The 23464-nt window shown below is 60.3% G+C and carries 22 protein-coding genes and 1 pseudogene; 7 read left to right on the top strand and 16 right to left on the bottom strand.

Going from position 1 to position 23464, the window contains the following annotated elements:
- Positions 1-52: 52 nt before the first annotated feature.
- From tauD to CI807_RS07805, 7 genes are all read right to left on the bottom strand, one after another.
- Positions 53-889: a taurine dioxygenase gene (tauD, locus tag CI807_RS07775; RefSeq protein ID WP_095014269.1), complete on the bottom strand. Its 837-nt coding sequence runs from the start codon at positions 887-889 to the stop codon at positions 53-55.
- Between the two features lie 11 nt (positions 890-900).
- Complete coding sequence (tauC, locus tag CI807_RS07780; protein WP_095014270.1) at positions 901-1737, bottom strand: taurine ABC transporter permease TauC; 837 nt, start codon at positions 1735-1737, stop codon at positions 901-903.
- Entirely contained in the window at positions 1734-2513 is a 780-nt protein-coding gene (gene tauB, locus CI807_RS07785; RefSeq protein ID WP_095014271.1) for a taurine ABC transporter ATP-binding subunit, read from the bottom strand. Before tauB ends, tauC begins: the two co-directional genes overlap by 4 nt.
- A 16-nt stretch (positions 2514-2529) precedes the next feature.
- A complete protein-coding gene (tauA, locus tag CI807_RS07790) occupies positions 2530-3507 on the bottom strand; it encodes a taurine ABC transporter substrate-binding protein (RefSeq protein WP_095014272.1) in 978 nt (325 codons plus the stop codon).
- A gap of 210 nt (positions 3508-3717) precedes the next feature.
- Positions 3718-5301, bottom strand: coding sequence for a glutamate--cysteine ligase (gene gshA / locus CI807_RS07795; RefSeq protein ID WP_095014273.1), 1584 nt, complete (start codon positions 5299-5301; stop codon positions 3718-3720).
- 214 nt (positions 5302-5515) lie between these two features.
- Positions 5516-5899 (bottom strand): PaaI family thioesterase, encoded by a 384-nt coding sequence (locus CI807_RS07800; RefSeq protein WP_016979039.1) that lies wholly within the window; start codon positions 5897-5899, stop codon positions 5516-5518.
- A complete protein-coding gene (locus tag CI807_RS07805) occupies positions 5899-8223 on the bottom strand; it encodes a Tex family protein (RefSeq protein WP_095014274.1) in 2325 nt (774 codons plus the stop codon). Before CI807_RS07805 ends, CI807_RS07800 begins: the two co-directional genes overlap by 1 nt.
- A 356-nt stretch (positions 8224-8579) precedes the next feature.
- On the opposite strand from CI807_RS07805, the gene ompR reads away from it, so the two are divergent.
- Complete coding sequence (ompR, locus tag CI807_RS07810) at positions 8580-9320, top strand: two-component system response regulator OmpR (RefSeq protein WP_016979041.1); 741 nt, start codon at positions 8580-8582, stop codon at positions 9318-9320.
- 117 nt (positions 9321-9437) lie between these two features.
- Positions 9438-10751: an ATP-binding protein gene (locus tag CI807_RS07815; RefSeq protein ID WP_016979042.1), complete on the top strand. Its 1314-nt coding sequence runs from the start codon at positions 9438-9440 to the stop codon at positions 10749-10751.
- A gap of 125 nt (positions 10752-10876) precedes the next feature.
- Here CI807_RS07815 and rimK read toward each other — a convergent pair whose 3' ends face one another.
- Both rimK and CI807_RS07825 read right to left on the bottom strand, forming a co-directional pair.
- On the bottom strand, positions 10877-11782 hold the full coding sequence (gene rimK, locus CI807_RS07820) for a 30S ribosomal protein S6--L-glutamate ligase (RefSeq protein ID WP_010214091.1): 906 nt from the start codon (positions 11780-11782) through the stop codon (positions 10877-10879).
- The gene (locus tag CI807_RS07825; RefSeq protein WP_170949822.1) at positions 11779-12228 is read right to left on the bottom strand and encodes an ATP-dependent zinc protease; all 450 of its coding nucleotides are present in this window, start codon (positions 12226-12228) and stop codon (positions 11779-11781) included. Before CI807_RS07825 ends, rimK begins: the two co-directional genes overlap by 4 nt.
- A 330-nt stretch (positions 12229-12558) precedes the next feature.
- On the opposite strand from CI807_RS07825, the gene CI807_RS07830 reads away from it, so the two are divergent.
- Positions 12559-12966, top strand: a complete 408-nt coding sequence (locus CI807_RS07830) for an RNA-binding S4 domain-containing protein (RefSeq protein ID WP_095014275.1) — start codon at positions 12559-12561, stop codon at positions 12964-12966.
- 39 nt (positions 12967-13005) lie between these two features.
- Here CI807_RS07830 and CI807_RS07835 read toward each other — a convergent pair whose 3' ends face one another.
- Positions 13006-13806, bottom strand: coding sequence for a phosphatase PAP2 family protein (locus CI807_RS07835; RefSeq protein ID WP_095014276.1), 801 nt, complete (start codon positions 13804-13806; stop codon positions 13006-13008).
- A gap of 104 nt (positions 13807-13910) precedes the next feature.
- Between CI807_RS07835 and hslO the strand changes: the two genes are divergently transcribed.
- Both hslO and CI807_RS07845 read left to right on the top strand, forming a co-directional pair.
- Entirely contained in the window at positions 13911-14813 is a 903-nt protein-coding gene (gene hslO, locus CI807_RS07840; RefSeq protein ID WP_095014277.1) for an Hsp33 family molecular chaperone HslO, read from the top strand.
- Positions 14814-14992: 179 nt separating this feature from the next.
- The gene (locus tag CI807_RS07845; protein WP_016979047.1) at positions 14993-16534 is read left to right on the top strand and encodes a phosphoenolpyruvate carboxykinase; all 1542 of its coding nucleotides are present in this window, start codon (positions 14993-14995) and stop codon (positions 16532-16534) included.
- Positions 16535-16591: 57 nt separating this feature from the next.
- Here CI807_RS07845 and CI807_RS07850 read toward each other — a convergent pair whose 3' ends face one another.
- From CI807_RS07850 to CI807_RS07870, 5 genes and pseudogenes are all read right to left on the bottom strand, one after another.
- A complete protein-coding gene (locus CI807_RS07850; RefSeq protein WP_256578731.1) occupies positions 16592-17455 on the bottom strand; it encodes a DMT family transporter in 864 nt (287 codons plus the stop codon).
- A 17-nt stretch (positions 17456-17472) separates the two neighbouring features.
- A complete protein-coding gene (locus tag CI807_RS07855; protein ID WP_025999962.1) occupies positions 17473-17829 on the bottom strand; it encodes a DUF1493 family protein in 357 nt (118 codons plus the stop codon).
- Positions 17830-18371: 542 nt separating this feature from the next.
- Positions 18372-18971 carry a putative adenosine monophosphate-protein transferase Fic gene (locus CI807_RS07860; protein WP_095014279.1) on the bottom strand — a complete coding sequence of 200 codons (600 nt, stop codon included), beginning with the start codon at positions 18969-18971 and terminating at the stop codon, positions 18372-18374.
- A complete protein-coding gene (locus CI807_RS07865; protein ID WP_016979054.1) occupies positions 18971-19141 on the bottom strand; it encodes a YhfG family protein in 171 nt (56 codons plus the stop codon). The genes CI807_RS07860 and CI807_RS07865 overlap by 1 nt, the downstream gene beginning before the upstream one ends.
- Positions 19142-19256: 115 nt before the next feature.
- Positions 19257-20307, bottom strand: a pseudogene (locus CI807_RS07870) (S8 family peptidase).
- A 164-nt stretch (positions 20308-20471) separates the two neighbouring features.
- On the opposite strand from CI807_RS07870, the gene CI807_RS07875 reads away from it, so the two are divergent.
- Together CI807_RS07875 and CI807_RS07880 are read left to right on the top strand one after the other, a co-directional pair.
- The gene (locus CI807_RS07875; RefSeq protein ID WP_095014280.1) at positions 20472-22409 is read left to right on the top strand and encodes an ATP-dependent DNA helicase RecQ; all 1938 of its coding nucleotides are present in this window, start codon (positions 20472-20474) and stop codon (positions 22407-22409) included.
- Positions 22410-22431: 22 nt separating this feature from the next.
- Complete coding sequence (locus CI807_RS07880) at positions 22432-22863, top strand: thioesterase family protein (RefSeq protein ID WP_095014281.1); 432 nt, start codon at positions 22432-22434, stop codon at positions 22861-22863.
- 25 nt (positions 22864-22888) lie between these two features.
- On the opposite strand, the gene CI807_RS07885 is transcribed toward CI807_RS07880, so the two are convergent.
- A complete protein-coding gene (locus CI807_RS07885) occupies positions 22889-23368 on the bottom strand; it encodes a glycine zipper domain-containing protein (RefSeq protein WP_016979058.1) in 480 nt (159 codons plus the stop codon).
- Positions 23369-23464: the final 96 nt, after the last annotated feature.

Raw genomic sequence — 23464 nt, forward strand, 5'->3', positions numbered from 1 at the left:
AAGGCTAATGGCCTCATCGCCGGCAAGCCGGCTCCTACAGTAGTTGGTGAGGTTAGAAGGGGACGTCGCCCAAAATCGTCGCCCGGTGCATCACCCGCCGCTGCGGCCGGTAATCATCCACCGCGTAGTGCTGCGTCACGCGGTTATCCCAGAACGCCACGTCATTCTCTTGCCAGCGCCAGCGGATGGTGAACTCCGGGCGTGTCGCATGGGCGAACAACAGCTTCAGAATCGCCTCACTCTCCGCCGGCTCCAGTTCGTTGATCCTGGTGGTAAACCCATCACTGACAAACAGCGACTTACGCCCACTCACCGGGTGCGTGCGCACCACCGGATGCGACAACGGCGGGTTCTTCTTGCGGGTTTCTTCCCAGCGCGCCAGGTCTTCGGCGGTGTTGCCAAAGCGCTCCAGCGGGAAGGATTTGGTGAAGTCGTGGGTCGCGGTCAGCCCGTCGAGCAGGCGCTTCAACGGCTCGGACAACGCCTCATACGCCGCAATCCCGCTGGCCCACAGCGTGTCGCCGCCAAACGCCGGCAGCAGCTTGGCGCTGAGTACCGCGCCCAACGCCGGCGTCGGCAGAAAGGTCACGTCGGTGTGCCATACGGCGTTGTCGCGCACGTCGGTAACGGCGGTGTCGAGGATCAGCACTTCGGGCTGTTCCGGCACGTTGGGGTAGATCGGGTGAATATGCAGGTCACCAAAATTCGCCGCGAACCGTGCTTGCTGTTGCGGATTGATCGGTTGATCACGGAAGAACAGCACCGAGTGGGTGAGCAACGCCTGTTCAATGGCATCGCGCTCTTCAATGTTCAACGGCTGGGTGATATCGACGCCACTGATCAGGGCACCCAATGCGGTGCTGAGGGGGGTAACGGTCAGGCTGCTCATGCGGTTCTCACTCAATGTGCCTGGCCATGCCAGGGCACCAATTTACGCTGCAGGGCACGCAGGCCCATTTCCATGGCGAAGGCGATCAGGGCGATGACGAGGATGCCCAGCACCACCACGTCAGTGACCAGGAACTGCGCCGCCGACTGCACCATGAACCCCAGGCCGCTGGTGGCCGCGATCAGCTCGGCGGCGACCAATGTCGACCAGCCCACGCCCAGGCCGATGCGCACGCCGGTGAGGATGTCGGGCAGGGCGCTCGGCAGGATCACATGGCGAATCAGCTGTGCGCGGGTAGCGCCCAACGACTGCGCCGCGCGCAGCTTGGCCGGGTCGACCGTGCGCACGCCGGTCGCGGTGGCGATGGCAATCGGCGCGAAGATCGCCAGGTAAATCAGCAGCACTTTGGACAACTCGCCAATGCCGCACCAGATCACAATCAACGGCAGGTAAGCCAGCGGCGGTATCGGGCGATAGAACTCGATCAGCGGGTCGAGAATGCCACGGGCGATACGGTTGGCGCCGATGGCGATCCCCACCGGCACGGCAGTCAGCACGGCAAAACCCAAGCCCAGGCCGATACGGCTGAGGCTCGCGCCCAGGTGTTGCCACAAGGTGGAATCCATGTAGCCCGTGGTCGCCAGCAGCCAGCCTTTTTGCAGCACGGCGGATGGCGGTGGCAGAAACAGCGGTTCAATCAAACCGGTGGCGGTCACGGCCCACCAAATGACCAACAAGGCGACCAGGGTCAGCAGGCTGATCCAGCGGGTGCTCACGCTGCGTCGCACCGGGGCAACTGCGTGCGCCACCGGCTTGGTGGCCGTGACGGGAAGTTCGTAGCTGCTCATGCGGACACCTGCCGTTGGGAGAACACTTTGCCCAGCACGTGTTCGCGGGTTTCGATAAAGCGCGGGTCGGACTTGATTGCCCGCGCCGACTCACCGGCGGCGTAGCGTTGGCCGAAGTCCAGGCTCAGGCGTTCGACGATCTGGCCAGGGTTGGGCGCCAGCAGGATCAGGTCAGTGGCCAGGAAGACCGCTTCTTCGATGTCGTGGGTAATCAGGAACACCGGCTTGGCCGTGCGCCGCCAGACTTGCAGCAGCAGCTCCTGCATCTGTTCGCGGGTGAAGGCATCGAGGGCGCCGAAGGGTTCGTCCATCAGCAACACGCGAGGGTCGGCCGCCAGCGCACGGGCCAGGCCGACGCGTTGCTTCTGCCCACCGGAAAGTTGCCAGATACGGCGGCTGTCGAAACCGGCCAGGTCGACCAGTGCCAGCATTTCCCGGGCACGCACTTCACGTTGCGCCCTGGGAACGCCGGCCAGTTCGAGACCGAAACCGACGTTGGCCAGCACGTCCTGCCAGGGCAGCAGGGCGTCGTCCTGGAACACCACGCCGCGCTCGGCGCTCGGGCCTTTGACCGGCACGCCATCAAGCGTAATGCGCCCGGCGGAGGGTTCGACAAAGCCGGCAATCAGGTTCAACAGCGAAGTCTTGCCACTGCCGGACGGGCCGAGGGCCACCAGCAATTGCTGGGGCCCCAGGTCGATTGAAATGTCTGACAGTACCGGTTCTGTGGCGCCTGGGTACTGTGCGCTGATGCGCTCCAGTTGTAGCAAGGCCATCGCAATGAACTCCTGATCAGTTGGTAATGAACTTGGCGCTGACGTAAGGGGCGTAGTCCGGCAGCACGGCGTCGACCTTGCCTTGCTCCTTGAGGAACGCGGCGGTATCGGTCACGGCCTTGGTGGTTGGCGCGCCCAGCAGGGTCACTTGGTCAGCGGCCAGCGGGTAGACGTTGCCTTGCAGCAGCAGTGGGATGTCGCTGGCCTTGGCGCCGGAGAGCTTCACCAGCTTGTCGACGTTGCCTTTGTCTGCGAGCCATGCTTGTGGGTCTTTACGGTAGGCGGCGTAGGCATCCAGAGTGACTTTGGCAAATGCCGTGACGATTTCCGGATGCTTCTCGGCAAAATCCTTACGCACGATCCAGGCATCGAAGGTTGGCGCGCCGAACTTGGCCAGTTCGCCGGAGGTGATCAGTACCTTGCCGTTTTCCTTGGCCACGCCCAGGGCGGGGTCCCATACGTAAGTGGCGTCGATATCACCGCGCTTCCAGGCGGCAATGATCGCCGGGGGGGCGAGGTTGAGGATGGTCACTTTGGACGGGTCGATGTTCCAGTGTTTCAACGCGGCCAACAGGCTGTAATGGCCGGTGGACACGAAGGGCACGGCGATTTTTTTGCCGATCAGGTCCTGCGGGCCGTTAATCCCCGCGCCGTTGCGCGCCACCAGGGCTTCGGCGCCGCCGATCTGGGTGGCGACAAGGAAGGTTTCCACTGGCACTTTGCGGGTGATCGCAGCGGTCAGCGGGCTCGAACCGAGGTAGCCGATCTGCACATCGCCGGACGCGATGGCGGCGATGATGTCGGCGCCATTGTCGAATTTGCGCCAGTTGATCTTGGCGTTGGTGGCTTTTTCATAGGCGCCGTCGGCCTGGGCGACTTTGGCCGGGTCCACGGTGGTCTGGTAAGCGATGGTCACATCCGCCGCCTGGGCAAACAGGCTGGCACCGGCCAGGGACAATGCGGCCAAGAGGCGCAGAGGGGTAAGCAGTTTCAAGGGGAAGCTCCTCAATCAGGCGGCCGAGGGTCGGCGTGTGAGGAGACTAAATGATCTAAGAATCCGAAAATAAATAACATTTTCGAATTAGCTTAAAACTGTAGGAGCGAGCTTGCTCGCGAAAATCGCAGGGGCGGCGCGGGTTGCCTGATAGCGCTGCGTTTTCGTTAACGTTTTTCGCGAGCAAGCTCGCTCCTACAGTTGATTGTGCTAGTTGCTGATGGCGAGGATGCTGGCCTGATACGAGCCAACAAACACGTCAAAATCACCTACTTCGTTCTGCTCCAGCTCTGCCTGCTGTGCCAGCGACTTACGCGCCAGCTCTTCAAAGTGTGCCTGCTCTTGCGCCGGCAACGGCTCCTTACGGAAATGCTCGGCGTGCAACTGGCTCTGGTGCAGGGAGAACTGCGCAAAACTTTCCTTACGCTCGGCCATCGCCGCCAACACCTGGGCTGACGGGGTCAGGGACGAATCCTTGACCTTCGCCAACTGAGCATCCAGCGCCTGGCTATGCTCGGTGATGCCGTGGCTCTCATCCAGCATGGCGGCCAGTGGCGCAATCTGCTCCAGCAGTTCGGCAGCCCATTCCTTCATGTCCACAGGCTGGCCCTGACGCTGCAATTGCAGGCCGGGACGACGACCTTCCTTGACCACGCTGAGGAAGTTGGAGGTGGCGTTGCCGCACTCGTTGTCGGCGAACAGCGGGCTGTCGTTCAACGCGCAGTACAGCAGGAAGGCGTCGAGGAAACGCGACTCCGGCAGGTCGATGCCCATCGGCAGGAACGGGTTGATGTCCAGGCAGCGCACTTCGATGTACTGGATGCCACGGGCCATCAGCGCCTGGATCGGCCGTTCGCCGGTGTAGGTCACACGCTTGGGGCGGATGTTGGAGTAGTACTCGTTTTCGATCTGCAGGATGTTGGTGTTGAGCTGCACCCACTCACCGTCCTGATGCGTGCCGATTTCCACGTACGGCGCGTAGGGCGTTGCCACCGCTTCGCGCAGGCTGTCGGTGTAGCTGCTCAAATCGTTGTAGCAAGGCGTGAGGCCAGCCTGGGCGTTGCTCTGATAACCCAGGTCGCTCATGCGCAGGCTGGTGGCGTAAGGCAGGTACAGCGTGTCGGCGTCGAGCACTTCCAACTGGTGCGAACGACCGCGCAGGAAACCGGCGTCCAGGGCCGGGGATGCACCGAACAGGTACATCAGCAGCCAGCTGTAACGGCGGAAGTTACGGATCAGAGCGATATAGGCGGTGGACTGGTAGTCGCGGTCAGTGCCGACAAATCCCTCCGTCTCTTTAAGCAACGGCCACAGCGCTTCCGGCAACGAGAAGTTGTAGTGGATGCCAGCGATGCACTGCATGGTCTTGCCATAACGCAGGGCCAGGCCCTTGCGATACACGTACTTGAGCTGTCCGATATTGGACGTGCCGTAGTAGGCAATCGGAATGTCTTCCTCGGCCGGCAACGGGCACGGCATCGAGGGGCTCCACAGGTATTCACTGCCCAGCTTGGTGTAGGCAAAGCGATGGATCTTGTCCAGGCTGCTCAGGGTATCGGCCGGGTTGGGCAGGGCGGGAGTGATGAACTCCAGCAGCGATTCCGAGTAGTCGGTGGTGATCTGTTCGTGGGTCAACGCGGCGCCCAGGGCTTCAGGGTGCGGCGTTTGTGCCAGTCGACCCTCACCGGTGACACGCAGGCATTCGCGCTCGATGCCGTGCAAGCACTGCTCTAGCAGGGAGAGGTGTTCGCGCTTGCCGAGCAGGGCCAGGCGGCGGTTGAGAAGTTCGCTCAAGTTGGATTCCTTCACGCGTCAGTCGCCCCAATATGGGGGTGGGCAGGACGGTCTACAAGGGTGAAGTTAAAACTGGCGTGATCGCCTGGTTTAGAGTCGATTTAACCCGCTCTGAATATGCCGACTTCACTCCATGAATTTGGCTACAGCGCAGCGAGAAAATTCCGACGCCGTGATTGCAGCGCCGAAATTAACTCAAATCGGGGGTGGGGAGCTATAGGACAGCGAAGGTGCCCTGCGCTTTTGCGACAAGTCTTTCGTCTTGATACACGTCTGCCTCGACCACCAACGTGCGGCGACCGGCATGAATCACCCGGCTGGTGCACAGCACGTCACCGTCCGACACGGCGCGAATGTAGTTGATCTTGCACTCGATGGTCGCGCTCTGCTGGTCGAAACCATGAGAGCTGGAACAGGCCAGCCCCATCGTAATGTCCACCAGGCTGAAAATCGCCCCGCCATGGAGCTTGCCCGCGCGGTTGCGCAGTTGCGGCTCCAGGGTCAGGGCCACCTCGGCAACGCCTTCCTCAAGGCGTTGCAGGCGGCAGCCGATCAGTTCGCTGAACGCGCTCTGGGTCAAACCGGCCGGGATTTCCATCAGCGTTTCTTCAACTGTTTGGCGTTGGCGAACAGCGAGGCCATGGCATTGTTGCTTGGCGCTGCGGTGGCGGTTTCCTTACGCGGTGCATTGTTCTGCGACTGGCGTGGAGCGGAACCCGGGCGCGCGCCACGGGCACCGTCGATTTTCTCGCCGGGGGTGTCGCTCATGCGCATCGACAGGCCAACGCGTTTGCGCGGGATGTCGACTTCCATCACCTTGACCTTGACCACGTCACCGGCTTTCACCGCTTCACGCGGGTCTTTGATGAATTTCTCCGAAAGTGCAGAGATATGCACCAAACCGTCCTGATGCACGCCGATGTCCACAAAGGCGCCGAAGTTGGTCACGTTGGTGACCACGCCTTCGAGGATCATGCCCAGCTCCAGATCCTTGAGGTCTTCGACGCCGTCCTGGAACTCGGCGGTCTTGAACTCGGGACGTGGGTCGCGGCCAGGTTTTTCCAGCTCTTGCAGGATGTCGGTGATGGTCGGCACACCGAAGGTTTCGTCGGTGTACTTCTTCGGATCCAGGCGTTTGAGGAACGCAGCATCGCCGATCAGCGAGCGGATATCGCGGTCGGTCTCGGCGGCGATGCGCTGCACCAGCGGGTAGGCTTCCGGGTGGACGGCGGAAGAATCCAGCGGGTTGTCGCCGTTCATTACGCGTAGGAAGCCGGCGGCTTGTTCGAAGGTTTTCTCGCCCAGGCGTGCGACCTTTTTCAGCGCTGCACGGGTCTTGAACGCGCCGTTTTCGTCACGGTGGGTCACGATATTTTGCGCCAGGGTGGCGTTGAGGCCGGAAATGCGCGCCAGCAGGGCAACAGAGGCGGTGTTCACGTCCACGCCCACGGCGTTTACGCAATCTTCCACCACCGCGTCCAGGCCGCGTGCCAGTTTCAGCTGCGACACATCGTGCTGGTACTGGCCGACGCCGATGGATTTAGGGTCGATCTTCACCAGTTCGGCCAGTGGATCCTGCAGGCGACGGGCGATGGACACCGCGCCACGGATCGACACGTCGAGGTCCGGGAATTCCTTGGACGCCAGTTCCGACGCCGAGTACACCGAGGCGCCGGCTTCGGAAACCATGACCTTGGTCATCTTCATGGCTGGGTATTTTTTGATCAGTTCGGCGGCCAGCTTGTCGGTTTCACGGCTGGCGGTGCCGTTGCCGATGGCGATCAGGTCCACCGCGTGCTTGGCGCAGAGGGCGGCCAGGATGGCGAGGGTCTGGTCCCACTTGTTGTGCGGCACATGCGGGTACACCGTGGCGTGGTCCAGCAGCTTACCGGTGGAGTCGACCACCGCGACCTTGCAGCCGGTGCGCAGGCCCGGGTCGAGGCCCAGCGTGGCGCGCGGGCCGGCCGGGGCGGCCAGCAGCAGGTCATGCAGGTTGTGGGCGAACACGTTGATCGCCTCGGTCTCGGCGCCGTCGCGCAACTCGCCGAGCAGGTCGGTTTCCAGGTGGGTGTAGAGCTTGACCTTCCAGGTCCAGCGCACGACTTCACCGAGCCACTTGTCCGCAGGACGGTTCTGATTCTGGATGCCGAATTGTTGACCGATCATGCCTTCGCACGGGTGCATGGTGCCCGGCAGCTCGTCGCCGACCTTCAGCGCGGAGCTGAGAATGCCTTCGTTGCGGCCACGGAAAATGGCGAGCGCACGGTGGGACGGCATGCTTTTCAGCGGCTCGTCATGTTCGAAGTAGTCGCGGAACTTGGCGCCTTCCTCCTCTTTGCCAGCGATGACGCGGGCACTGAGAATGGCTTCCTGTTTCAAGTAAGTGCGCAGTTTTTCCAGCAGGCTGGCGTCTTCGGCGAAGCGCTCCATGAGGATGTACTTGGCGCCTTCGAGGGCGGCCTTGACGTCGGCGACGCCTTTTTCTGCATCGATGAAGCGCGCGGCTTCAGTGTCCGGGGTCAGCGACGGGTCGTTGAACAGACCGTCAGCCAGCTCGCCCAGGCCGGCTTCCAGGGCGATCTGGCCCTTGGTGCGACGCTTCTGCTTGTACGGCAGGTAGAGGTCTTCGAGGCGGGTCTTGGTGTCGGCGAGCTTGATGTCACGCTCGAGTTGCGGGGTCAGCTTGCCCTGTTCCTCGATGCTGGCGAGGATACTGATGCGCCGTTCGTCGAGTTCTCGCAGGTAGCGCAGGCGCTCTTCCAGGTGACGCAGTTGGGTGTCGTCGAGGCTGCCGGTCACTTCTTTACGGTAACGGGCGATGAAGGGCACCGTGGAGCCCTCATCCAGTAGCGCGACGGCCGCTTCGACCTGTTGTGGGCGTACACCGAGTTCCTCGGCGATGCGGCTGTTGATGCTGTCCATAAAACCACCTGAAATTCTGAAAAGCAGCTCGCAGGCCCGGAAAACAAGGCCCTGGGAGGCTGGTTGAGCGGCCCGACTGGCGCCGCTGCCTGGGTCAAGAGGCAGCCTATTGACCCTCGAAATCGAAAAAATCACACAAGCGGGTAAAAAAAGCCTCGGCATCAAACGGTAACGATCGGACGTTGCCCTGCACGACGGCGCCGCATTATAACCAGCGTTCTGCCCTTGGGGGGGATTGCGCCAACGGTTGTAGGGCGTGGGTTCGCTGGCAATTGAGGAAAAATCTGCTAACAATGCACACGGTGCGTATAACGGCAGCTAGGCCATAATGCGCGCCGAGATAAGAGGAGCATCCAATGAGCAGCACTGCACAAACTGCTGAAGGCGAAAAAATTCTCATCGTTGACGACGATCCTGGGCTGAGCAGCCTGCTGGAGCGTTTCTTCAACTCAAAGGGCTACCGTGCCCGCGCGGTGCCTAACACCGAGCAGATGGACCGCCTGCTGGGGCGTGAAGTCTTCAACCTGGTCGTACTCGACCTGATGCTGCCCGGCGAAGACGGCCTGACCGCCTGCAAACGCCTGCGCGGCGCAAACAACCAGATTCCCATCATCATGCTCACCGCCAAGGGTGATGAGCTGAGCCGCATCAAGGGCCTCGAACTGGGCGCTGATGACTACCTGGCCAAGCCGTTCAACCCTGACGAGCTGATGGCTCGGGTCAAAGCCGTACTGCGTCGCCAGGCACCGCCGGTTCCAGGTGCCCCAGGTAGCGAAGACGAGAGTGTCACCTTTGGCGACTACGAACTGTCGCTGGCCACCCGTGAGCTCAAGCGTGGCGATGAAGTGCACATGCTCACCACCGGCGAATTCGCCGTGCTCAAGGCCCTGGTGATGAACGCTCGCCAGCCGCTGACCCGCGACAAGCTGATGAACCTGGCCCGTGGTCGGGAATGGGATGCACTGGAGCGCTCCATTGACGTGCAGATCTCCCGTCTGCGCCGGATGATCGAGCCGGACCCATCCAAGCCGCGGTACATCCAGACGGTATGGGGCGTGGGTTATGTGTTTGTGCCGGACGGCAATAAAACCAGTTGACCGGTGATTTGCAGGGGCGGGCATCCTGGCGTTTGACTCCATGAGGGTCGACGGGATGTCCGGCGTCTGCAATTCTGCGAGCGCCGCTCGTTTCTGCAAGGTATCTAGCAGTCTTCTATGAAAACCCCGCTGTGGTTCCCCCAAAGTTTCTTCTCCCGCACCCTTTGGCTGGTGCTGATCGTCGTTCTGTTCTCCAAGGCACTCACACTGGTTTATCTGTTGATGAACGAGGACGTGCTGGTGGACCGGCAATACAGCCACGGTGTCGCCCTGACGCTGCGCGCCTATTGGGCGGCAGACCCTGAGAACCGCGAGAAGATCGCCAAGGCCGCGACCTTGGTGCGTGTCGCCGGCGCGGGTGTGCCAGAAGGCGAGCAGCATTGGCCCTACAGTGAAATCTATCAACGCCAGATGCAGGCCGAACTGGGTGAAGACACCGAGGTGCGGCTGCGTATGCATGTGTCGCCAGCCTTGTGGGTGCGTGCGCCAAGCCTGGGCGAAGATTGGTTGAAAGTGCCGCTGTACCCGCATCCGCTGCGGGGGCAGAAGATCTGGAACGTGTTGGGCTGGTTCCTGGCGATCGGTTTGCTTTCAACGGCCTCGGCGTGGATTTTCGTGCGGCAGCTCAATCAGCCTCTAAAACGCCTGGTGTTTGCCGCCCGTCAATTGGGCCAGGGGCGCAGTGTGCGTTTGCCGGTCAGCGACACGCCCAGTGAGATGACCGAGGTGTACGGCGCGTTCAACCAGATGGCGGAAGATGTCGAACAGGCCGGACGCGAGCGCGAGCTGATGCTGGCGGGGGTCTCCCATGACTTGCGCACGCCGTTGACGCGACTGCGCTTGTCTCTGGAGTTGATGGGCAACCACAGCGATCTTACCGACGACATGGTCCGCGACATCGAAGACATGGACGCGATCCTTGACCAGTTCCTGGCGTTTATTCGCGATGGCCGTGATGAAGTAGTTGAAGAAGTTGACCTGACGGACCTGGTACGTGAGGTGGTCGCACCCTACAACCAGAATGGTGAACAGGTACGTATGCGCCTGGAGCCTATCCAGCCGTTTGCGTTACGTCGGGTATCGATGAAGCGCCTGTTGAACAACCTGATCGGCAATGCCTTGCACCACGCCGGTTCCGATGTGGAAGTGGCGGCTTATGTGTCCGGCGACAGTGCGGCGCCTTATGTGGTGCTGAGCGTGATGGACCGGGGCGCCGGCATCGACCCGGATGAGTTGGAAGGCATCTTCAACCCGTTCACCCGTGGTGACCGTGCCCGGGGTGGCAAGGGGACTGGCTTGGGGTTGGCGATTGTGCGGCGGATTGCCTCGATGCATGGTGGCAATGTTGAGCTGCGCAATCGCGAAGAGGGTGGCCTGGAGGCGCGGGTGCGTTTGCCGCTTGGGCTGATGTTGCCCCGCGACGCGGTCTAAGCAACAACACAGGCCGAATGTGGGAGCGGGCTTGCTCGCGAATGCATGGGGTCAGTTGATATATATTTGACTGATCCACCGCTTTCGCGAGCAAGCCCGCTCCCACACTGGTTTGTGGCGGTTGATCAGCCCTTGCCCTTGGTCCGAGTCATATTCGGCCCACCATTCTTCTCCAGATGCTGAATGATGATCCCCGCCACGTCCTTGCCGGTGGTGGTTTCAATGCCTTCGAGGCCCGGTGACGAATTCACCTCCATTACCAGCGGCCCGTGATTGGAGCGCAGAATATCCACACCCGCCACACTCAACCCCATCACCTTGGCTGCCCGCAGTGCGGTCATGCGTTCTTCCGGGGTGATCTTGATCAGGCTGGCGCTGCCGCCACGGTGCAGGTTGGAGCGGAACTCCCCTGGCTTGGCCTGGCGCTTCATCGCTGCAATCACCTTGTCGCCCACCACGAAGCAGCGGATATCCGCACCGCCGGCTTCCTTGATGTATTCCTGCACCATGATGTTCTGCTTGAGGCCCATGAACGCCTCGATCACGGATTCGGCCGCTGTCGCGGTTTCACACAGCACCACGCCGATACCCTGGGTGCCTTCCAGCACCTTGATTACCAGCGGCGCACCATTGACCATGTCGATCAGGTCGGGGATGTCGTCGGGGGAGTGGGCAAAGCCCGTCACCGGCAGGCCGATACCTCGGCGCGACAGCAACTGCAGCGAGCGCAACTTGTCCCGTGAACGGGCAATGGCGACCGACTCATTGAGGGGAAACACCCCCATCATTTCGAACTGGCGCAACACCGCGCAGCCATAGAAAGTCACCGAGGCGCCGATGCGTGGGATCACGGCATCAAACCCCTCCAGCGGTTTGCCCCGGTAGTGGATCTGCGGCTTGTGGCTGGCAATGTTCATATAGGCACGCAACGTGTCGATCACCACCATTTCGTGGCCACGTTCGGTGCCGGCCTCAACCAGGCGGCGGGTGGAATACAGACGCGGGTTTCGCGACAGCACAGCAATCTTCATGCAGCACCTGGGACAGAAAGAGTAGAGACCGGGAACACCGGCTTGTCTTGAACGTACTTGATGCCGGGATTGACCACCAGTTGGCCGTCAATCAAGGCTTTGGAACCCAGCAACAGCCGGTAACGCATGGCTTTGCGGCAGGCCAGGGTGAACTCCACCCGCCATACCCGATCACCGAGTGCCAGGGTGGTGCTGATGACATAGCGCACCTGCGCATGCCCGTTGGAGCTCTTGATGGTTTTCATCGTCACCAGGGGCGCTTCGCAGCGGCGGTGACGCAGTTGCACAACGCTGCCCAGGTGCGCGGTAAAGCGCACCCACTTCTCACCGTCGCGCTCAAATGGCTCGATATCGGTAGCGTGCAGGCTTGAGGTGCTGGCACCGGTGTCGATCTTGGCGCGCAGGCCTGCCACTCCCAAGTCGGGAAGTGCCACCCACTCACGCAGACCCACAACGGTCAAATGGTCAAATGTCTTCAATATGGATAACCGGCATTTCAGAAATGTTTCGTAGTTGTCGAGGACAGTAACGTCCAACTGCTCACGGATTGTGACAATCCCCTGCCATCACTAATGGCTAGGTGCCGAATTCGCGGTATTCACGCAGAATAATCGGCAAATGGCGACAGATATCTCTCAAGCTTCAATAATCACTGGAGGCTTGGGCAAGGCACGCAAAACTGGATGTTCCTGGCGTATCTTAGGTGAGCCTTGAGGTTTATGCGTTGAAGGGTTTCAAGAGTAAGGTTGCGACATTTTTCAGAACGAGGAATTCAAGTGGCTCAAAAGCACGAAGAGGAAGAAAAGGTCCGATTGGACAAGTGGCTATGGGCCGCGCGTTTCTATAAAACCCGTGCGCTGGCCAAGGCTGCCATCGAGAGCGGCAAGGTGCACCATCGTGGCGAGCGCTGCAAGCCGGGCAAGGAGCCGCGTGTCGGGGATGAGTTTCAGATTCGTGTTGGGTTTGATGAAAAGACGGTCGTGGTCCAGGCGCTTTCCATCGTGCGCCGTGGTGCGCCTGAAGCACAGGCGTTGTACACCGAGACCGAAGCCAGCATCGCCAAGCGTGAAAATGCAGCAGCGATGCGCAAGGCCGGTGCCACAGGCATGACCACCGATGGCAAACCGAGCAAGAAGCAGCGCCGTGATCTGTTCAAGTTTCGCGGCAGTGGCAATGATGATTGACGGCGACAGTGAGGGAGCAAGCTCCCTCACCCTTGGCCATCACGCTGGGTGAACCACACTCAGTCGACTGATCAGCGGCACGTGTTGAAGCAGCCCAAACACCGGCGCCGTCACCCGCAACAACCCACTCGAAACCTTCGCCGCGAACGGCGTGTAATACCCCCATCCCAACGCCAACAGCGCCAGCAACACCCCGCCAATGTAATCGTCCTGGCCCCAATGCGCGCCCGCCACCAGGCGCGGCATCATGAACAGCAGTGCCAGGCCCCAGATCACCAGCACCTGGCCGATGCGCTGGGCGAATACCGTCATGAACATCCCCCAGATCAACAGTACTGACGCGTGATCCCCTGGAAAACTCTGGCTCGAACGGTCCTTCAATTCCCAGGTCTTCTCCAGCCCCGGGAAGTAGTCGCTCATCTGGATCGCTCCGCTGATCACCATTGACGGGCTACTGTGCTGCCAGCCCATGTGCGCTGCGAGTTTGGAAAACAGCATGCGGATAAACAGCAACAGCAGCAGAATGCCGATAAAACCGAACAGTGCCTGGCGCACCTGCACGGCCTTGAATATCCAGTCGCCGCGAATCAGCAGCGTCAGCAGAATCACGCCGACCACCGCATCGAACGGCCGCAAACTGGCTACTGCCCATACGTGCAGCCAGGTCGAATTGCTGGCCAGCGGGTCATTAAGCAGATGAAACAGCCACTCGTCGAAAAGCACACACAGCATCTGGCCCGTGGGCCACAGCCAAAAACACAGCAGTGCGATAGCGAGTAGATTGCAAAAGGCCCATCGCCCGAGGTTCCACTTGGCTTGGAACAAACCCGGATTGTTCATAAACTGTCCCCCACGGCTTCAGAAAACCGCACCAAAACGGTGCTAAAGCGTTTAATTCTATAAACCTTGTAATCAATTTGTCATCAATTCAGATACCCAGACCTATGACTGATCTACCGGATACCGACTTCACCCAACGCTTCATCTTTGACGAGAGCGACGCCCGCGGCGAGCTGGTCTCGCTGGAGCGCAGCTATGCCGAAGTCCTCGCCAAGCACCCCTATCCGGAGCCGGTCGCGCAACTGCTCGGGGAGCTGATGGCAGCGGCGGCGCTGCTGGTGGGCACCATGAAATTCGACGGGTTGCTGATCCTGCAGGCGCGTTCCGAAGGGCCGGTGCCGATGCTGATGATCGAATGCTCCAGCGAGCGTGAAATCCGTGGCCTGGCCCGTTACAAAGCCGACCAGATTGCCCCGGACGCCACGTTGTCCGACCTGATGGCCAACGGCGTGCTGGCGATCACCGTCGATCCGACCGAGGGCCAGCGTTACCAGGGCATCGTCGACCTGGACGGCGAAACCCTGTCGGACTGCTTCACCAACTATTTCGTGATGTCCCAGCAGGTCGGCACCAAGTTCTGGCTCAACGCTGACGGCAAACGCGCCCGCGGCATGCTGTTGCAGCAATTGCCACCAGATCGCATCAAGGACGAAGACGAACGCACCGACAGCTGGCGCAAGTTGACGGCCCTGGCCGGCACCCTCACCGCTGAAGAGCAACTGGGCCTGGACAACGAAACCATCCTGCATCGCCTGTACCACGAAGAAGCCGTGCGACTGTTTGTCGCACAAGGCCTGCACTTCAATTGCAGTTGCTCGCGCGAGCGCTCGGCCAATGCCTTGGTCAGCCTCGGCCTTGAAGATGCGCAAAACCTGGTGGTAGAGCACGGCGGCCATATCGAGATCGACTGCCAGTTCTGTAACGAGCGCTACCTGTTCGATGCGGCCGATGTCGCCCAATTGTTCGCCGGCGCAGGCATCGACACCCCTTCCGACACCCGCCACTAAAACGTTTAAGCACAGGTAAATCACCTGACAAACGCCGGATTAGCGCAGTTCTGACGGGAGGGCCCTACTCTTTTTGGGCTTTTCTGGCATAATCCGGCCCACTTTTTTCGCGGTAGTAGTGCGCAACTTTCTACTACAAAACGTTTGGAGCACTCGGCCATAGGCCGACGGGGAACCTCATGACGCAAGCCAACAACGCCGTATACACCGATCTGAGTGTTGACGATCTGGTTAAAGAAGCCCTGCAGCGTGGTGAAGGCGTGCTCGCCGATACTGGCGCGCTGGTCGTCGAAACCGGTCACCGTACTGGCCGTTCGCCGGTCGACCGTTTCATCGTTGAAGAGCCTTCCACCCAGGCTTCCATCGCCTGGGGCCCGATCAACCGCAAGTTCCCGGCCGACAAGTTCGATGCCCTGTGGGCTCGCGTCGAGGCCTTCAACAACGCGCAAGAGCATTTCGTTTCCCATGTTCACGTAGGGGCTGCCGAAGACCACTACCTGGCCGTGAAAATGACCACCCAGACTGCTTGGCAGAACCTGTTCGGTCGTTGCCTGTTCATCAACCCGGCCCAGTACAACCCGGCCGGTCGTGAAGAGTGGCAAGTGCTCAACGTGGCCAACTTCGAATGCGTGCCAGAGCGTGACGGCACCAACTCCGACGGTTGCGTGATCCTCAACTTCGCCCAGAAGAAAGTGCTGATCGCCGGCATGCGTTACGCCGGTGAGATGAAGAAAGCCATGTTCTCGGTGCAGAACTTCCTGCTGCCGGCTTCCGACGTGCTGCCAATGCACTGCGCCGCCAACATCGGCGAAGCAGGCGACGTGACCCTGTTCTTCGGTCTGTCGGGCACCGGTAAAACCACCCTGTCCGCCGACGAAAGCCGTTACCTGATCGGTGACGACGAACACGGCTGGGGCGAAGGCGTGGTGTTCAACATCGAAGGCGGTTGCTATGCCAAGTGCATCGACCTGTCCGAGAAGAACGAGCCGGTCATCTGGAAAGCCATCAAGCACGGCGCTGTGCTGGAAAACGTGGTGATCGACGAGGCCAAGCACGCCGACTACACCAACGTCAGCCTGACCCAGAACAGCCGCGCCGCCTACCCGCTGGAGCACGTTGCCAAGCGTTCCGAGAAGAACCTGGGCGGCGAGCCAAACGCGGTAATCTTCCTGACCTGCGACCTGACCGGCGTACTGCCGCCTGTGTCGATCCTCAGCGAAGAACAAGCGGCCTACCACTTCCTGTCCGGCTACACCGCACTGGTGGGCTCGACCGAAATGGGTTCCGGCGGCGGCATCAAGTCGACCTTCTCCACCTGCTTCGGCGCACCGTTCTTCCCGCGCCCGGCTGGCGAATACGCTGAGCTGCTGATCAAGCGCATCCGCGGCTTCGGCTCCAAGGTCTACCTGGTCAACACCGGCTGGACCGGCGGCGGCTACGGCGTTGGCAACCGCTTCAACATCCCGACCACTCGCGGCGTCATCGCAGCGATCCAGAGCGGCGCGTTGATCGGTGCAGAAACCGAACACCTCGACACCATCAACCTCGACGTGCCACTGGCCGTACCGGGCGTTGAAACCGGCCTGTTGAACCCACGTAACACCTGGGCCGACAAGGCTGCCTACGACGAAGCGGCGAAGGCACTGGCTGGCTTGTTCATCGAGAACTTCAAGAAGTTTGAAGTGAGCGATGCGATCAAGGCTGCGGGTCCTAAGTTGTAAGATTCGAGCGTTGTGAAAAAGCCGCCTCTTGTAGGCGGCTTTTTTGTGCGCGAACGCTTAGTCGGCGATGTGCAGAACCACCGCACCGACCAGTACCGACACAACCCCCAACACCTGCACCGCCGACAACCGCTCCTTGAAAAACACAAACCCCAGAATCGCCGCAATCCCGCCCGACAACGTACTGATCACCGTCACCACTGACACCGACCCCGCCATCGCCCCCCAGGAAAACGCCGAGAACCCACCCAGGTTCATCAAGCTTGCACCGGTCAGCGTTGCGCAGTTTTTAAGCGGTGGGATTTTCAGGCCGTCCTTGATCTTCAGCACCATCACCACCAATACGCACAGCCCCACCAGGTAACCGAGCCAGAGCATGGTGATCGGCCCCAGCGCGGGCAGGGTGTAGCGGCCTTGCAGCCAGAAGCTGGTGCCATACAGCAAGGCGGCGAGCATGGCGTAGGCGATGGACTGGCGCGGGTTGTTGTGGGGGACGCCGTTGTCCTTATGGATGCTGGACAGGACCACGCCGATCACGCACACGGCGATGCAGCCCAGTTGCGTCAGGCTGATGTGCTCGCCGCTGGCCCAGGACAGCAAGGTGGTCACCACGCCGTAGGACGTCACCAGCGGCGCGACGATGGCGGCTTTGCCAAGGGCGAAGGCCTTGGACAGCGCCAGGGCGCCGGAGACGGTGAGCAGGGCGGCGGCAACGCCCAGCAGCCACACGCTCAGCGGGGCGTCGAGGGATTTGAACAGCAAGCTTGGGAGAATGACCAACAGCAGGGTCATGATCACAAAGCCCAGGGCTTGGCCAAAATACACCGCGCGTTTAACGCCCACGGCTCGGGCGTTGAGGCCCACGAGAAAATCCGTACCACCCCAGAGCAGGGCAGCCAGCAGGCCCATTGTTACGTCCATGTAAGGTCCTTAGTATTTCAGCTCAGGTTTTCCAGCGTCTGCGTGTCCCAGCTGTGGGTCTTGATGGCCAGGTAGAGCATGCCGAGGGTCAGCGGCACTTTTTCGCCGCGACCCTTGGCGCGGCGTTTGAGAAACACATCGAACACCGGCGGGTTGAAGTAACGATAAGTGTCGAAGTCGCCCAGGTCGAGCGCAAATTCCTGCTCCAGTGCTTCCATCAGTTGCTTGGCTTCACTGCCGTCGCAGCCGAGGTCGAAGTTGATTGAGGTTTGCAGGCGGATCGTCTTGTGTTTGGGAAGGCCGATTTCTTCGTGCAGCAGTTGCAGGAGTTGCTGCATGACGGGGTCTTCGGGGAAGTTGGGGGCGAGGTTCATGGTGGGGGCACGCAGGAGTGGGTGATTGGCTTTTACTTTGCAATAGATACTCTGGGTGCTCAACAACCCGATGCCTGTCACAAAGACAACTATCGGCAGACTTTCAAGCTGTGCACCTCTGATCCATGAGGTGGCATAAAACAGAAGTACTGGGCCGGTTACCAAGAGGCAGAGTCCAACCCATCTTCTGAGTACGGGCAACTTTATTATTCTGTCGATTATGGCGGCCAGTGCGAGGAGGAGGAGCAGATAGATCCACTGGGTGTATTCGCTCATCGTCTTGGCCACTCTGGAGCTGTAGATCCATGGCCGATATGTTGAGTCCTTTCGATGTTCAAAGGTGTTTGCCGGGGGCTGTTGAAAGGATGCTAGTTTCAGTCAGAGAAAGGTGAGTTTTGTAGAGGGGCGGGCAGGAGTTTCAAGTAGTTTCGGAAGGGGATGTCGAAGCGTATAGAGGTTTCTTACAGGGCTTTCCGGAATTTGCCCTTTGTAGTGACTTAACAGCAAAACAGGTGAGTGGTGTGCGGCGAGCTGGCGTGTGATCAGTTGCCGACAGGCCGACTCACACACCGCTCAAAAATCACCTCTAACCCCCGATAATTACACGCCACCGCATCAATATTCGCCGGTATCCACGCCGCGTGTTTCACCAGCCACCAGTTCACCGAAAACCCGGCGTTGACGATGATCTGCTCGAACAAGATCCGTTGCGCCCGGCCGTTGCCTTCGCGGAAGGGATGGATGACGTTGAGGTCGCCGTAGGCCTCGGCAATTTGCGTAATCAGCTCAGCCTGACTCACACCGACATACCAGTTGGCCTCATGCATGCGCCGGATGATCTTCGCCGCTTCCGGCGGGATGCGTTCCGGGGTGCAGAACAGGGTGTCGCCTTTCTGGATGTTGACGCTGCGCAATTCGCCGGCCCAGTCGTAGAGGTCGCCGAACAGGGTGCGGTGGATGTGTTGCAGACGGTCGAGGTCGTAGGGCGGTGGGAAGAGGGGGAGGTTGCCTACGGCGATTTCGGATAATTCCCGCTCGGCTTGGTGCAAGCGGGCCTCGTCGTGCAAATCGAGGCGGTTGCGCAGCACGCTACCACCGGGATAGCAGTACGGATCCTGGCCCACCCCGTATTTGTCGAGCATCAGCGTGGGGTGTTGCGGTACTTGGCGAGGACGGCTTCGCGGGTCGGCAGGGGTTTGTCGACGTCGGCGGGTTGGGTGTCGAACCCTTCCAGGCGCAGGCTGGCCAGGTAATTGGAACGGCGGATCTTGTGGTAGTGATCCTGTTTTTGCTCAAACGTCGGTTCGCTCATGGCAGCGTACTCCTGGGTAGCAAGGCTTTATTGTAGCGCAATGCTTCAGAGGGTAGGCCGGAGAAAAAAATCACATCAACGCGCCCCAGTCCGGCATCGTCTTTTTGCGCAATGGCTACGGTCGCGAGGCTGCGTCGAGGTCCATCAACCCTCGCCCATAGGCTTCGCTGTTGGCATAGATTCCGGTTCGATTCGCCGTATTGAGCAGGCGCTCACGCACTTGTTGGGGTGTCATTTCGGGAAAGCGACTCTGCAATGCCGCCAAGGCACCACTGACCAACGCAGCGGCCGGCGATGTGCCGGCAGTGGGGCCGTAGCTGCCATCCTTGTTGGTGGTCAACAACCCAGCACCGCCATCGCCTCCTGGCACCGCGATGCACCAGCGTGCCGCGAGGCCGCAATAATTGGATTTGAGATTGATGGCCGTGCCGTCGTTCTTGAGGGCCATGACGGCAATCCAGCCTTTCTCCAGCTCCGGCACCAGCGCGGGCAGGCCGGGTTCGGCGAGTGGCTCACGCTTCACCTCGTTACCTGTTGAAAAGACGAATACAGCCCCTTCGCCCACTAGCTTTTTTGCCACGCCCAACGAGTCACCCATCAGGCGTTCGTAGATGGAGACCTCGTTGGTGTTGGCTTCAATGGGGTTCGCCCATGAGTTGCTGAAAATGCGTGCGCCTTTGGTGAAAGCGAGGTCCCAGGCCTGGGGCGATTTCGCTGTCGAAGTAGAACGGCTCCTTGTCATCACCGAAGCGCATGGGGATCAACTGGGCGTTGAAGGCGATACCGTGGATGCCCTGGTCATTCTTGTTCGCGGCGAGAATACCGGCCATCTGGGTGCCGTGGCCCTTGATGTCGAGGGTGCCCGGCTGTTGTGTCACAAAGTCATAGCCCGGATCGGCCACGCGGCCGTAAAACTCGGGCAGAGCCTGGTTGAGCCCTGAGTCGATCAGCGCGACTTTAACGCCCTGGCCAGTGCCACCCCGCGCGTAGAGGGAGGAGGCTTTGACAATGGGCAGGGCTTTTTGCTCGAGGTATTCGGGCGTTTCAAAACGCTGTGTGTCCGGTTCGGCAGGTATTGGGGCGGGGGCGTTTGCACAGCCCAGCAGCAATAATGACAGCGTGAACATGGCTAGATGTTGCAGTGAAAACAGTGAGCATCGAGACATCCGCGACTCCTTGTCGGGGGTAGGTGATCTGGCGTGTTACTGTCTGCGTTTTTGCGCGGGCTTGCTGGTTTTCTCTGTATCAGTTTGTAGCGTTTATCCCCGACCTTTTCTTGATCGCTGATCTATGTTTTTGATTCCTTCAGCGGTCAACGGAGTGACAGCCTATGCACGACACCCTCCAGCAGGTTTTTGGTTATCCACAGTTTCGCCTGGGTCAGGAAGAGACGGTCAGCGCCGTGCTGGCCGGCCGTTCGGCAGCGGCTATTTTCCCAACGGGGTCGGGCAAGTCCCTGTGCTACCAATTGTCGGCGGTGCTGCTGCCGCACCTGACGCTGGTGGTGTCACCGCTGTTGGCGCTGATGCAGGACCAGTTGGGTTTCTTGCAGCGCCACGGCATTTCGGCGGGCAGTATCGATTCGGCCCAGAGCCGCGAGGACGCCAATGACGTGATGGCCCGCGCGCGTTCGGGCGAGTTGAAGATCCTGATGATTTCCGTGGAGCGCCTGAAGAACGAGCGCTTTCGTAACTTCCTGCAAAGCGTGCGGATCTCGTTGTTGGTGGTGGACGAGGCGCACTGTATTTCCGAGTGGGGCCACAACTTCCGTCCGGACTATTTGAAGCTGCCGGACTACCAGCGTCAGTTCAATATCCCACAAGCCCTGCTGTTGACGGCTACAGCAACGCCCAAGGTGATTGCCGACATGCAGGCGAAGTTCGCCATTGCGCCGAGCGATGTGGTCACCACGGGCTTCTACCGGCCCAATCTCAATTTGTTGGTGGAGCCGGTCAGCGGTGCGGACAAACGTCGACGGCTGGTGCAGTGGATGAGCGAGCGTGCCGATCAGCCGAGTATCGTCTACGTCACCCTGCAGAAAACCGCCGAGCAGATTGCCGAGCATTTGAACCGCAACGGCATCCAGGCCGAGGCCTACCACGCCGGCTTGCCTCACGATAAACGCGAGGGCATCCAGCAGCGCTTCATGGGCGGGCGCTCCAATTGCATCGTCGCCACTATCGCGTTTGGCATGGGCATCGACAAAAGTGATATCCGCAATGTGGTGCACTTCGACCTGCCCAAGTCCATCGAGAACTACAGCCAGGAAATCGGCCGCGCGGGGCGTGATGGGCAACCGTCCGATTGCCTGGTATTGGCCAACCGCGACAGCCTCAATGTGCTGGAAAACTTCGTGTACGGCGATACGCCGGAGCAGGAGGGCATTCGGCGGGTGCTTGACGAGTTGCAGGCCGCGCGAGGCGATGGGCAGTGGGAGTTTTTGCTCAGGTCCTTGTCGGACCACAGCAACATCCGCGAGCTGCCGTTGAAGACGCTGCTGGTGCAGTTGGAGCTCAAGGGCGTGATTGCGCCGCGTTATGCGTTTTATGCCGAGTACCGTTTCAAATACCTGATCGAACCTGAAGCTTTGCTCGCGCGCTTCTCCGGTGAGCGGCAGCAGTTTGTCGCGGCGATCATCCAGGTGTGCAAACGGGCCAAGACCTGGGCGACGGTGGATTTTGACGCGCTTTATCAACAGCACAATGCCGAACGCAGCAGGGTGGTGAAGGCGCTGGATTACTTCCAGGAGCAAGGCCTGATCGAGCTTGAGAGCAAGCAAATGACGGAGGTCTATAGCTTGCTTGATACCGCGTTTGACCCTGATGAATTGAGCAAAGAGTTATACACAGGCTTCAAGCAGCATGAGGTGGGCGAAGTCGCACGGATTCACGCCATGCTTGATCTGTTCGCCACCGAACACTGCCTGGGTCAACGCCTGGCGCAGTATTTCGGCGATGAGCGCGCGCCCCAGCGCTGTGGGCACTGCTCGGTGTGCCACGGCAACGTGGCGCACCTTCCGCCGCCGCCAGGTTTGCCGCCGCTTGTGGATAAAAACTTCATGGGGCTTTGCGGTGATTTTATCCACAGGCATCATGAACACACCGGCCACTTGCCGGGAGCGGAACGCCTGACGCGTTTCCTCGGCGGCATCAGTGTGCCGTTATTCACCAAGTTGAAGGCGCGGGGCATTCCGGGCTTTGCTGCGTTGGAGGATTATCCGTACGCCGAGGTACGCGAGTGGGCCCAGGCCCATTTGAATGACCTGTAACTCACTTTAACGAGATGACCCGATGCCTGACTCAGTGCCTCAACGCAGCGATTACCCGCACTTCCAACCGATCATCACGCGCTGGCACGACAATGATGTGTATGGCCATGTGAACAACGTGACCTACTACAGCTTTTTCGACACGGCGGTGAATACCTACCTGATCGAGCAAGGTGGGCTGGATATTCATGACGGTGAAGTGGTGGGGTTTGTGGTGAGTTCGGCGTGCGATTATTTTGCGTCGATCGCCTTTCCCGAGCGCATCGAAATCGGCCTGCGGGTTGGCAAGCTGGGCAATAGTTCAGTGCAGTACGAATTGGCGGTGTTCAAGCAGGGCGAAGAAGAGGCCTGTGCGGCGGGGCGGTTTGTGCATGTGTTTGTGGATCGGGGTTCTAACCAGCCGGTGACGATTCCGGGGATGTTGCGCGAGGCGTTGCAGCGGTTGGTGGTGTAGGCGCGAGCGCCCACACCCTCAGGCCTTAGCGGTGACGGTAGTGATGCTTGTTCTTGCGATGGCCATAGGCATGCCCGCGGCCACGGTGATCATCGCGGTCATAGCGACGGTTATCACGCCCGCGTGAACGACGATCATCGTCATCGCTCTTGTTGCCCATGTAGTTACCCAGCGCGCCACCTGCACCGCCGCCGGCCGCTGAACCGATCAGTGCACCGGTGCTGCCGCCGACACTGCGGCCCACCACGTTGCCGCCGGCCGCGCCCAAGGCGCCACCAATGGCTGCTTCGCCACGGCTGCGTTTGTCCGCACCCACCGCGCTGCCGCCTGCGCCGCCCAGGGCTGCTCCGATGGTCGAGCCGGTGTTGCCGCCGATAGACTGGCCGACAACCGAACCTAGAACCCCGCCCAATGCGCCGCCCACACCGGCTTCGGTGGTGCCACCGGCCATGGCTGCGCCACTGACCAGGCCAAGGGACAACAAGAGAATCGAGGAGAACTTCATCAGGGGAAACCTCAAGGGGATGACGGCGCGATCCTGAGGCTGTATCGGGAGTGTGACAATCGAAATCCGACCGGTGGCAGCAGTTGTATACAATTT

This window comes from Pseudomonas sp. NS1(2017) (genome assembly GCF_002269425.1).
GTDB lineage: Bacteria > Pseudomonadota > Gammaproteobacteria > Pseudomonadales > Pseudomonadaceae > Aquipseudomonas > Aquipseudomonas reactans.